This window comes from Asticcacaulis solisilvae, from assembly GCF_052327315.1.
In the GTDB taxonomy this organism is placed as follows: domain Bacteria; phylum Pseudomonadota; class Alphaproteobacteria; order Caulobacterales; family Caulobacteraceae; genus Asticcacaulis; species Asticcacaulis solisilvae_B.
Map to the genome: position 1 here is coordinate 2,343,250 of NZ_CP166196.1, position 13,289 is coordinate 2,356,538.

A 13,289-nucleotide genomic window follows, 5' to 3' on the forward strand; every position below is an offset into this window, starting at 1 on the left:
CGAAAAGTTTCGGCTAAGCGGTAATCTCGCGGTCGTCGCAATAGCCCATGGCTTCCAGCGTGTCGCGATAGCCCGCGCGAAAACGGGCGATCTGTTGTGCGCTCAGCAAGGTCCGATGCGTATAGGCGGTCTTTTGAAGGCTGAGAAACTGCGAACTCTGTGCCTCGGCCCCGCGTCTTATCAGGCCCGCGTCGCAATCGCCGCCTCCCGTGACGAACCTGTACAGGTCCAGTATCTTCCCGTCAGGCGCCGCGAACATGTCTTCATACACGATCTCGAACGCGGTACGGGTTTCGCAAAACTGCTTCAGGTCACGATGATAGCCCGAATAGGTCCCGCAGCCCCTGGAGAATTGCGAAATGCCGTCTTCGGCACAGAACTTGTCGATATAGTAGTCGATGTCCCCGGCCGCCAGAATATCGTTCACCGACATGCAGATCCCGTCGCGGAAGAAGGCCGCCTGGCCGCGGGCATTCAGAAAATTCAGCGCAGACAACAGCACATCGAGCGGATGCCGGTGAACGGTTATGACGGCGGCGGCGTCTATGCTTTGGGAAATCTCCTCCGTCCGGCCATGGGTCTTGTAGACAGGGCAGGGCCGGCCGCGAAACTCGACCGTTTCGCCGGGCGTCGTATCGCCGAGATTGCGGATGGACAAAAAGCCTTCGTCCCCCCCGAAAAAGGCGTGCCCCATGATTGCCCGTATCCAGTTGGACCCGCTGCGCGGATAGGAGGCCAGGACAAGGCCGCGGGGCAGGTTGCTGTCGTGGTCGACCGGCATTGAACACCTTGAATCGCATGTCACGCTTACCGGCGGCGATGGCCGGAAACGCCCCCGTCCCAACATATAACAAATTCCGTCGCCCCGTGTGTCAACGACGCGTTATCGGCCGAATATCGCCGCCGCCAAACGCGCCTCTTGACAAAAGCGAAATTCTTTCCATTTACCCCCTTTACGAACCCCCGGAAGTGCGCTAATGCGCGCAGTTCAATTGTCCGGGGAACTTTTGTTCCATTGGAAAATTGACCCGCAGGCCGATCTTATGCTCTTTCCATCGGCGAGGGCGAGCTTGAATAAAGCTCACAAAAACAGCGTCTTTGGCGGCAACGTCATAAAAGAGCAGGCGCGCGAAACCTTCAGGTCCCGGAGGGACCAAAGACCTTTAGCGCGCAGAATTTTCTGCATTCCTACATAGCCTTTTCGCGTCACCAAAAAACGCAAGGATAAACGATGCCCCTGTCGTTCACCCAGAAGAAGCGGATCCGCAAGTCGTTCGGCCGCATTCCCGAAGCCATCCGCATGCCCAACCTCATCGAGGTGCAGCGCTCGTCGTACGAGCAGTTCCTGCAACGCGATGTGCGCCCCAGCCAGCGCGCCGATGACGGCCTGGAAGCGGTCTTCAAATCGGTCTTCCCGATCAAGGACTTCAACGAACGCGCCACGCTGGAATACGTCTCGTACGAGTTCGAAGAGCCCAAGTACGACGTCGAGGAATGCATCCAGCGCGACATCACCTATGCCGCGCCGCTTAAGGTGAAACTCCGCCTCATCGTGTTCGAAAGCGACGAGGAAACGGGCGCCCGCTCCGTCAAGGACATCAAGGAGCAGGACGTCTATATGGGCGACATCCCGCTGATGACCGACAAGGGGACCTTCGTCGTCAACGGCACCGAGCGCGTCATCGTCAGCCAGATGCACCGTTCGCCGGGCGTCTTCTTCGACCACGACAAGGGCAAGACCCACTCGTCGGGCAAGCTGCTTTTCGGCGCGCGCATCATCCCGTACCGCGGTTCGTGGCTCGACTTCGAATTCGACGCCAAGGACATCGTCTATGTCCGTATCGACCGCCGCCGCAAGCTGCCGGCGACCTCGTTCCTGTTCGCGCTGGGCATGGACGGCGAAGAAATCCTGACGACCTTCTACGACGTTGTCCCTTATGAAAAGCGCGAAAGCGGCTGGGTCACGCCTTACAAGCCCGAGCGCTGGCGCGGCGTGAAGCCGGAATTCGACCTGGTCGACGCCGACACGGGCGAAGTCGTGGCGCAAGCGGGCACCAAGATCTCGGCGCGTACCGCCAAGAAGCTGGGCGACACCGTGAAGGCGCTGCTGCTGTCGCCGGACGCCCTGATCGGCCGTTACCTGGCGCGCGACGAAGTCAACTTCCAGACCGGTGAAATCTACGCCGAAGCCGGCGACGAGCTCGACGGTCCGGCCGTGAAGCTGCTGGAAGACAACGGCTTCACCAAGGTCGACGTCCTCGACATCGACCACGTCACCGTCGGCCCGTACATGCGCTCGACCCTGCGCATCGACAAAAATTCGAGCCGCGAAGACGCCCTGTTCGACATCTACCGCGTCATGCGTCCGGGCGAGCCGCCCACGATCGAAGCGGCCGAAGCCATGTTCAACTCGCTGTTCTTCGAGCTGGAGCGCTACGACCTGTCGAGCGTCGGCCGCGTCAAGATGAACATGCGTCTGGAACAGGACGTCGCCGATACCGAGCGCACCCTGCGCAAGGACGACATTCTGAAGATCCTCAAGATCCTGGTCGGCCTGCGCGACGGCCGCGGCGAAATCGACGACATCGACAACCTGGGCAACCGCCGGGTCCGCTCGGTCGGCGAACTGCTGGAAAACCAGTACCGCGTCGGTCTGCTGCGCATGGAACGCGCCATCAAGGAACGCATGTCGTCGGTCGATATCGACACGGTCATGCCGCACGACCTGATCAACGCCAAGCCGGCGGCTGCCGCCGTGCGTGAATTCTTCGGCTCGTCGCAGCTGTCGCAGTTCATGGACCAGACGAACCCGCTGTCGGAAATCACCCACAAGCGCCGCCTGTCGGCCCTTGGACCGGGCGGTCTGACGCGCGAACGCGCGGGCTTCGAAGTCCGCGACGTGCACCCGACGCACTACGGCCGTATCTGCCCCATTGAGACGCCGGAAGGCCCGAACATCGGCCTTATCAACTCGCTCGCCACCCACGCCCGCGTCAACAAGTACGGCTTTATTGAGAGCCCGTACCGCAAGGTCATCGACGGCCAGGCGCAGGAAGAGGTCGTCTATATGTCGGCCATGGAAGAGTCGAAGCACGTGATCGCCCAGGCGAACATCGCGCTCGACAATGGCAAGATCGTCGAAGACCTGGTCCAGGGCCGCGTCAACGGCGAACCGGGCCTGCAGCAATCGACGACCGTCGACTATATGGACGTGTCGCCCAAGCAGGTCGTTTCGGTCGCCGCCGCGCTGATCCCCTTCCTTGAAAACGACGACGCCAACCGCGCCCTCATGGGCTCGAACATGCAGCGTCAGGCCGTTCCGCTGGTCAAGGCCGATGCGCCGCTGGTCGGCACCGGCATGGAAGAAGTCGTCGCCCGCGATTCCGGCGCCACGGTCGCCGCCCGCCGCACCGGCGTGGTGGAACAGATCGACGGCACCCGTATCGTCGTGCGCGCCACGGAAGAAAACGACCCCACCAAGCCGGGCGTCGACATCTACCGCCTGTCGAAGTTCCAGCGTTCCAACCAGAACACCTGCATCAACCAGCGTCCGCTGGTCCGCGTGGGCGACAAGGTTGCGGCCGGCGACATCATCGCCGACGGCCCGTCGACCGACCTGGGCGATCTGGCACTCGGCCGCAACGTGCTGGTCGCCTTCATGCCGTGGAACGGTTACAACTTCGAAGACTCGATCCTGATCTCGGAACGCATCGTGCGCGACGACATCTTCACCTCGATCCACATCGAGGAGTTCGAAGTCATGGCCCGCGACACCAAGCTTGGCCCCGAAGAAATCACCCGCGACATCCCGAACGTCGGTGAAGAAGCCCTGCGCAACCTCGACGAGGCCGGCATCGTGGCCATCGGCGCCGAAGTCCAGCCGGGTGACATCCTGGTCGGCAAGGTGACGCCGAAGGGTGAAAGCCCGATGACACCGGAAGAAAAGCTGCTGCGCGCCATCTTCGGCGAAAAGGCGTCGGACGTGCGCGACACGTCGCTGCGCCTGCCGCCCGGCGTCGCCGGCACGGTCGTCGAAGTCCGCGTCTTCAACCGTCACGGCGTCGAAAAGGACGAACGCGCTCAGGCTATCGAGCGCGCCGAAATCGAACGCCTGGGTAAGGACCGCGACGACGAACTGTCGATCCTGGAACGCAACATCTACGGCCGCCTCAAGGAAATCCTGGTCGGCAAGGTCGCCGTCTCGGGTCCGAAGGGCCTGGGCCGCGGCGAGATCACCGAAGACAAGCTGGGCGAAATCTCGCGCGGCCTGTGGTGGCAGATCGCGCTCGAAGACGAAAAGATCATGGGCGAGCTCGAGGCCATGAACCGTCAGTTCCAGGACGCCCGCAAACGTCTGGACCGCCGTTTCGAGGACAAGGTCGAGAAGCTGCAACGCGGCGACGAACTGCCGCCGGGCGTCATGAAGATGGTCAAGGTCTTCGTCGCGGTGAAGCGCAAGCTGCAGCCGGGCGACAAGATGGCCGGCCGTCACGGCAACAAGGGGGTTATCTCCAAGATCCTCCCGGTCGAGGACATGCCCTTCCTGGCCGACGGCACGCACGTCGACATCGTTCTGAACCCGCTGGGCGTGCCTTCGCGCATGAACGTCGGTCAGATCTTCGAGACCCACCTGGGCTGGGCCTGTGCCGGCATCGGCCGCCAGATCGCCAACATGCTGGAAGACTGGCAGTACGGCGGCGGTCAGCGTCAAGCGCTGGTCGACCACCTGCAAAAGGTCTACGGCCCGGATCAGGAACTGCCGGACTCGGACGCGGACCTGATCGAACTGGCGCAGAACCTGTCCAAGGGCGTGCCCATCGCGACTCCGGTCTTCGACGGCGCCCACATCAACGACATCGAAGACATGCTGGAATCGGCCGGTCTCGACCGTTCGGGCCAGTCGATCCTGTACGATGGCCTCACCGGTGAACAGTTCAAGCGTCCGGTCACGGTCGGCTACATCTACATGCTGAAGCTGCACCACCTGGTCGACGACAAGATCCACGCCCGCTCGATCGGACCTTACTCGCTCGTTACCCAGCAGCCGCTGGGCGGCAAGGCGCAGTTCGGCGGACAGCGCTTCGGGGAAATGGAGGTCTGGGCCCTCGAAGCCTACGGCGCCGCCTACACCCTCCAGGAAATGCTTACCGTCAAGTCGGACGACGTGGCGGGCCGCACCAAGGTCTACGAAGCGATCGTCCGCGGCGACGACAGCTTCGAAGCCGGTATCCCGGAAAGCTTCAACGTTCTGATCAAGGAAATGCGTTCCCTGGGTCTCAACGTCGAGCTCGAGAACGGCCAGGGCTGATAGCCCTACCTTTTGAAAAAGCGTGCGGAGGGCAGGCGCCTTCCGCACATCCTAAAGTTTTTTGACGACTGGAAGACCCCATGAACCAGGAAGTCCTGAATATCTTCAATCCGGTCCAGGTTGCTCCGACCTTCGACCAGATCCGTATCACCCTTGCTTCACCCGAAAAGATCCTGTCGTGGTCGTTCGGCGAGATCAAGAAGCCCGAGACCATCAACTACCGGACCTTCAAGCCGGAACGCGATGGCCTGTTCTGCGCCCGTATCTTCGGTCCGACGAAGGACTACGAATGCCTGTGCGGCAAGTACAAGCGCATGAAGTACAAGGGCATCATCTGCGAAAAGTGCGGCGTCGAAGTGACGCTGTCGCGCGTGCGCCGCGAGCGCATGGGCCATATCGAGCTGGCCAGCCCCGTCGCCCACATCTGGTTCCTGAAGTCGCTGCCGTCGCGGATCGCCATGATCCTCGACATGGCGCTGAAGGACGTGGAGCGCGTGCTCTACTTCGAAAACTACATCGTCACCGAGCCCGGCCTGACGCCGCTGAAGCTGAACCAGCTTCTGTCGGAAGACGAGTACTACCGTTACCAGGAAGAATTCGGCGACGACAGCTTCACCGCTGAAATCGGCGCCGAAGCCGTGCGCAACATGCTGATGAGCATGGAGCTGGCCGAAATCGCCGACAAGCTGCGTTCGGAACTGGTCGACAACACGTCGGAAATGAAGGGCAAGAAGCTTTCGAAGCGTCTGAAGCTCATCGAATCCTTCATGGAGTCGGGCAACCGTCCCGAATGGATGATCCTGACCGTCGTGCCGGTCATTCCGCCGGAACTGCGCCCGCTGGTCCCGCTCGACGGCGGCCGCTTTGCCACGTCGGACCTGAACGACCTGTACCGCCGCGTCATCAACCGTAACAACCGCCTGAAGCGCCTGATGGAACTGCGCGCGCCGGACATCATCATCCGCAACGAAAAGCGGATGCTGCAGGAATCGGTCGACGCCCTGTTCGACAACGGCCGCCGCGGCCGCGTCATCACCGGCGCCAACAAGCGCCCGCTGAAGTCGCTGGCCGACATGCTGAAGGGCAAGCAGGGCCGCTTCCGCCAGAACCTGCTCGGCAAGCGCGTCGACTATTCGGGCCGTTCGGTCATCACCGTCGGTCCGGACCTGAAGCTGCACGAGTGCGGCATCCCGAAGAAGATGGCGCTGGAACTGTTCAAGCCGTTCATCTACGCGCGCCTCGACGCCAAGGGCCTGTCGGGCACCGTCAAGCAATCGAAGCGCATGGTCGAGCGTGAACAGCCGCAAGTTTGGGATATCCTCGAAGAGGTCATCCGCGAACACCCGGTCATGCTGAACCGCGCGCCGACGCTTCACCGTCTGGGCATCCAGGCGTTCGAGCCCAAGCTGATCGAAGGCAAGGCCATCCAGCTCCACCCGCTGGTCTGCTCGGCCTTCAACGCCGACTTCGACGGCGACCAGATGGCCGTTCACGTGCCGCTCTCGCTCGAAGCCCAGCTCGAAGCCCGCGTCCTGATGATGTCGACGAACAACATCCTGTCGCCGGCCAACGGCCGCCCGATCATCGTGCCGTCGCAGGACATCGTGCTCGGCCTCTACTACCTGTCGCTGGTCAAGGACAACGAACCCGGCCAGGGCATGATCTTCGGTGACCTCAACGAAATTCAGCAGGCGCTGGATTCCGGCGCCGTCACCATGCACGCCAAGATCAAGTGCCGCTTCACGCAAAAGGACAGCGACGGTGTCGTTCGTACCCGCGTCGTCGACACGACGCCGGGCCGCATGAAGATCGCCGCCGTCCTGCCGCAGAACGAAAACATCGGCCTCAAGGTCCTGGAAAAGACCCTGACCAAGAAGGAAATCGGCAACCTGATCGACATCGTCTACCGCCACTGCGGCCAGAAGGCGACGGTGATCTTTGCCGACCAGATGATGGCTCTGGGCTTCAAGGAAGCCGCGCGCGCCGGTATCTCGTTCGGCAAGGACGACATCGTGATCCCCGACACCAAGAAGGGCATCATCGAGGAAACCCGCCACCTGGCCGAAGAGTACGAGCAACAGTACGCCGACGGCCTGATCACCAAGGGCGAGAAGTACAACAAGGTCATCGACGCCTGGTCGAAGGCCACGGACCGCGTCTCCGACGAAATGATGAAGGAGATCTCGCGCAAGCACATGACCGCAGACGGCCGCGAAAAGGAGATCAACTCGATCTACATGATGGCCAACTCCGGCGCCCGTGGTTCGCAGGCGCAGATGAAGCAGCTCGGCGGCATGCGCGGCCTGATGGCCAAGCCCGACGGCTCGATCATCGAAACGCCGATTATCTCGAACTTCAAGGAAGGCCTGTCGGTTCTCGAATACTTCAACTCGACCCACGGCGCCCGTAAGGGTCTGGCCGACACCGCGCTGAAGACCGCCAACTCCGGTTACCTGACCCGCCGTCTCGTCGACGTGGCGCAGGACTGTATCATCATGGAAGAAGACTGCGGCACGACCAAGGGCATCACGCTCCGCGCCGTCGTCGAAGGCGGTGACGTCCTCGTCTCGCTGGGTCTCCGTGTTCTGGGCCGCACCACGGCCGAGGACATCAAGGACACGGCGTCGGGCGAAGTCGTTGTCGAAGCCGACACCTATATCGACGAAAACGTCGTGGAGCAGATCGAGGCTTCGGGCGTCCAGTCGGTCAAGGTCCGTTCGGTCCTGACCTGCGAAGCCGATCTCGGCACCTGCGCCGCCTGCTACGGCCGTGACCTGGCTCGCGGCACCCGTGTCAACATGGGTGAAGCGGTCGGCGTCATCGCCGCCCAGTCGATCGGCGAGCCGGGCACCCAGCTGACCATGCGGACCTTCCACATCGGCGGTACCGCCACGGTCGCCGAGCAGTCCTTCTACGAAACGATCTCGGACGGCGTGGTCAAGATCTCGGGCGGCAACACCGTCCGCGGCACCCACGGCGACCTGATCTCCATGTCGCGTAACCTGATCATCACCATCAACCACGACGGCAAGGACCGCGAGACCTACAAGGTCGGCTACGGTTCGCGCCTGCGCGTGGAAGAAGGCACCCAGGTCAAAAAGGGCCAGCGCCTGGCCGAGTGGGACCCGTACACCACGCCGATCATCACCGAAGTCGGCGGCAAGGTGCGCTACGAAGACCTGACCGACGGCCAGTCCGTCCGCGAAGAAACCGACGAAGCCACCGGCATCACCAACCGCGTGGTCGTCGACTGGCGCGGCTCGTCCAAGTCGGCGGACGTCCGTCCGGCCATGGGCATCACCGACGACGCCGGCGCGTACCGCAAGCTGACCAACGGCGGCGACAGCCGCTACATGCTGCCGGTCGGGGCCATTCTGTCGGTGGGCAACGGCGATGAAGTCCGTCCGGGCGACATCCTGGCTCGTATCCCGACCGAAGGCGCCAAGACCCGCGACATCACCGGCGGTCTGCCGCGCGTCGCCGAACTGTTCGAAGCCCGCCGTCCGAAGGACTGCGCCGTCATCGCCGAAATGGATGGCCGCGTCGAATTCGGCCGCGACTACAAGAACAAGCGCCGCATCAAGATCACGCCGGAAGACGGTTCGGATCCGGTCGAGTTCCTGATCCCGAAGGGCAAGCATATCTCCGTCCACGACGGCGATATCATCCAGAAGGGCGACTACATCATCGACGGCAACCCGGATCCGCACGATATCCTGCGCATCCAGGGCGTCGAGGCGCTGGCCGAATACCTGGTCAACGAGATCCAGGAAGTCTACCGCCTGCAAGGCGTGCCGATCAACGACAAGCATATCGAAGTGATCGTGCGCCAGATGCTGCAGAAGGTGGAAATCCTCGAGCCGGGCGACACCGGTCTGATCAAGGGCGACCACCTCGACCGCACCGAAGTCGAAGCCGAGAACGTCAAGGCGGAAAAGCGCGGCGGCCGCACGGCCATCATGCAGGCCGTCCTGCTGGGCATCACCAAGGCGTCGCTGCAAACGCGCAGCTTCATCTCGGCCGCCTCGTTCCAGGAAACGACGCGCGTCCTGACGGAAGCCTCGGTCCAGGGCAAGATCGACACGCTCGACGGCCTGAAGGAAAACGTCATCGTCGGCCGTCTGATCCCGGCCGGTACCGGCGCCTACCTGCGCTCGCTGCAACGCATCGCGCTCAAGCGCGACGAACAGCTGACGCACCAGCGCGAAGAGACGATGGAGCCGCTGCCGGCGGAAATCCTGCTCGAAGGCCCTGTTGCCGGCGAATAAGGCGTCCGGAAGCAAGTTCCCTTTCAAACGACAAGACACCCCGGATGATCCTTTCATCCGGGGTTTTTGCTTGCGCGTCCCATGCCTTTTGTATCGCAAGGGACAGACCGAAGGGGGCAGGGGGACATTGGCTAATATTTAACGATAATACCGTATTATCCCTCTCAACAGCTTCCCACGATTGCGGAGCCAGGAGGATTTGAGCCTCCGGTAACCGGTGCACGCCAAGCTGCGTCATGTGACGCGGCCTCGGCGCGGCCGCGACCGGAAAGGCTTGTCCGCCCCGGCGTCCAGCCCTTTGAGTCAAGAGTATCATGCCGAATATCTACAACGGAACCGACGCCGCGGACGACATCCTGAACTCCGGGACCAATCTGATTATCTACGGGATGGGCGGGGACGACACCATTCAGGCGTCGCAGTCGAACAACACGATTTTCGGCGGTGACGGGAACGACTTCATCGCCGACTATGCCAGCACGGGCTACCTTCATGGCGACGCCGGCAACGACACCATCTTCGGCACGGCGGACGGCGCCTTCCTGATAGACGGCGGCGACGGCGACGATAACATTGTCGCCTTCCTGCAATCCGATTCCGCGGCCATGACGATCACGGGCGGCGCCGGCGACGACCGTTTCGACATCTACGACTTCGGGCAGGGCAACGCGCAGGTCACCGGCGGCGCCGGCCACGATACCTACCTGACCGAGTCCCGCGGCACGGCGGACACCCATGTCACGGTGACCGACTTCACCGCCGGAAACGGCGGCGACATCGTCGATTTGTCCCAGGACATCACCAACAACTTCGTCGGCTATACCGGCAGCACGCCCTTCGCCTCGGGCAATGTCCGCCTGGTCCAGAGCGGCACCGACACCCTGGTGCAGACCGACCTCGACGGCAGCGCCGGCAGCGCTTACGGCTACACCACGGTGCTTGTCCTCAAGAACACAACCGCCACCAGCCTGACGGCCTATAATTTCGGCGGTTACACGCCGGCCGTCTCCAATTTCCACGCCGGCGACGGCGGCGACATTTTCAACCTGGCCAGCCTGCTTTCCGGCCTCAGCGGCTACACCACCGGCCACAATCCGTTCGCGGAAGGTTATCTGCGCGTGACGCAGTCCGGAAGCGACACGCTGATCCAGATCGACGCCGACGGGGCCGCCAACGGCGCCAGCTTCACGACCTGCCTGATCCTGCAGAATGTGACGGCGTCCAGCCTGACGGCCTACAATTTCTCGGGCTTCGCGCCGGACGGTTCCGGGGCTTACTCCCTGCGCCTGGAAGGCGGAGCCGGTAACGACACCCTGGTCGGCGACAACGGCAAGGACCTGATCCTGGGCGGGGCCGGTTCCGACGTCCTGGTGGGCGGCACGGGCGACGACACCCTGTATGGCCAGGACGGCAACGATACCCTGATCGGCGCCGCCGGCCACGACGTGATCTTCGGCGGTACGGGCGACGATATTCTGTACGGCCAGGACGGCAACGATACCCTGTACGGCGATGACGGCAATGACGTCCTTCTCGGCGGCGCGGGCCAGGACAGCCTGACGGGCGGCATCGGCAACGACACCCTGTATGGCGACGACGGCAACGATACCCTGGTCGGCGAAGACGGCAACGACCTGCTCCAGGGCGGTACCGGCGCCGACGTCCTCATGGGCGGAACAGGCGACGATGTCCTCCACGGCCAGGACGACAACGACACCCTGATCGGCGATACCGGCAATGACCTGGCGTCCGGCGGGGCAGGTGACGACGTGCTTTACGGCCAGGACGGCAACGATACCCTGTACGGCGACGACGGCAATGACGTCCTTCTCGGCGGCGCGGGCCAGGACAGCCTGATGGGCGGAACCGGCAACGACACCCTGTATGGCGACGACGGCGATGACACCCTTTCGGGCGATGACGGCAACGACCTGTTGCAGGGCGGTGCGGGTCAGGACAGCCTGACCGGCGGCACCGGCAACGACACCCTGTACGGCGACGACGGCAACGATACCCTGTCCGGCGACGACGGCAACGACAAGCTGATCGGCGGGACCGGCGCGGACGTCCTGCTGGGCGGAACAGGCGACGATGCGCTTTACGGCCAGGACGACAATGACACCCTGATCGGCGAAGCCGGCAACGACTTCGTGTCGGGCGGGGCGGGCAACGACGTGCTCTATGGCCAGGACGGCGACGATACCCTGTCCGGCGATGACGGCAATGACATCATCCTGGGGGGCGCCGGCCAGGACAGCCTGACGGGCGGTACCGGCGACGACACCCTGTACGGCGACGACGGCAACGATACCCTGTCGGGCGATGACGGCAACGACCTGTTGCAGGGCGGGACCGGCGCCGATGTCCTGCTGGGCGGTCTGGGCAATGATGTGCTCTACGGCCAGGACGACAACGATACCCTGATCGGCGACGCCGGCAATGACCTGATCTTCGGCGGCCTGGGCAACGACGTGCTCTACGGCCAGGACGACAACGATACCCTGTACGGCGAGGACGGCAACGATGCGCTTCTCGGCGGGGCCGGCTTCGACCTCCTGTCGGGCGGTACGGGCGACGATACCCTGTATGGCGACGACGGCAACGATACCCTGTCGGGCGACGACGGCAACGACCTGCTCTTCGGGGGCGCGGGCCTCGACAGCCTGATGGGCGGTACCGGCAATGACACCCTGTACGGCGACGACGGCAACGATACCCTGTACGGCAATGACGGCAACGACCTGTTGTTCGGCGGAACGGGTGACGATGTCCTGATGGGTGGGATCGGCGACGATGTGCTCTACGGCCAGGACGGCAACGACACGCTGATCGGCGAAGACGGCCACGATGTCATCTTCGGCGGGCTGGGCGACGATGTGCTCTATGGCCAGGACGGCAACGACACCCTCTACGGCGACGACGGCAATGACGTTCTTCTCGGCGGCACCGGCCTCGATGTGCTGAATGGCGGCGCCGGCAATGACACCCTTTACGGCGACGACGGCAACGATACCCTGTACGGCAACGACGGCAACGACCTGCTGCAAGGCGGCATCGGCGACGACGTCCTGATGGGCGGCACGGGCGACGACGCCCTGTACGGCCAGGACGGCAACGACACCCTGATCGGCGAAGCCGGCAATGACGTCCTGTTCGGTGGCGCGGGCAATGATGCCCTGTACGGCCAGGACGGCGACGACACCTTGTCCGGCGACGACGGCAACGATGTGCTGATCGGCGGCGCGGGCAATGACGTGCTGACCGGTGGGGCAGGGGCCGACATCTTCGTTTTCAATGCGGCGGCCACAAACGGTCTCGACACCATCCAGGACTTCGTCCACGGCGTCGACCAGCTCTTTTTCAAGGGCGTGGACTACGGCTTCACGGCCGGGCACGTCCTGACCGGAGCCGAATTCACCGCCGGATCGGCGGCCGTCGGCACCTCGGCGCAATTCGTCTGGGACGCGTCCACCCATACGCTTTACTGGGACCACGACGGCGCCGGCGGCGACGCGGCCGTTGCGATCGCCACCTTTACAGGCAATGTGACCGTAACCGCGTCCGACCTGCACTTCTCCTAGAGCGCGATCCAAAAAGTGTGACGCACTTTTTGGACACATTGCGCGACAAAACAAAAACCTGGAGCATGGATTTGAGCGAAGCTAAAATCATCATGCCCTGGTATACCGGCAAGGACAGTCCCCGATGCGCGG

The 13,289-nt window shown here is 63.1% G+C and carries 4 protein-coding genes; 3 read left to right on the forward strand and 1 reads right to left on the reverse strand.

Annotated elements, in window-relative coordinates:
* Positions 1 to 13: 13 nt before the first annotated feature.
* Positions 14 to 781, reverse strand: a complete 768-nt coding sequence (locus AB8717_RS11090; RefSeq protein WP_443747397.1) for a sulfotransferase domain-containing protein — start codon at positions 779 to 781, stop codon at positions 14 to 16.
* Between the two features lie 450 nt (positions 782 to 1,231).
* On the opposite strand from AB8717_RS11090, the gene rpoB reads away from it, so the two are divergent.
* From rpoB to AB8717_RS11105, 3 genes are all read left to right on the forward strand, one after another.
* Entirely contained in the window at positions 1,232 to 5,308 is a 4,077-nt protein-coding gene (rpoB, locus tag AB8717_RS11095; protein ID WP_443747398.1) for a DNA-directed RNA polymerase subunit beta, read from the forward strand.
* Between the two features lie 80 nt (positions 5,309 to 5,388).
* Positions 5,389 to 9,576 carry a DNA-directed RNA polymerase subunit beta' gene (gene rpoC / locus AB8717_RS11100; protein WP_443747399.1) on the forward strand — a complete coding sequence of 1,396 codons (4,188 nt, stop codon included), beginning with the start codon at positions 5,389 to 5,391 and terminating at the stop codon, positions 9,574 to 9,576.
* A 314-nt stretch (positions 9,577 to 9,890) separates the two neighbouring features.
* The gene (locus AB8717_RS11105; protein ID WP_443747400.1) at positions 9,891 to 13,157 is read left to right on the forward strand and encodes a calcium-binding protein; all 3,267 of its coding nucleotides are present in this window, start codon (positions 9,891 to 9,893) and stop codon (positions 13,155 to 13,157) included.
* Positions 13,158 to 13,289: the final 132 nt, after the last annotated feature.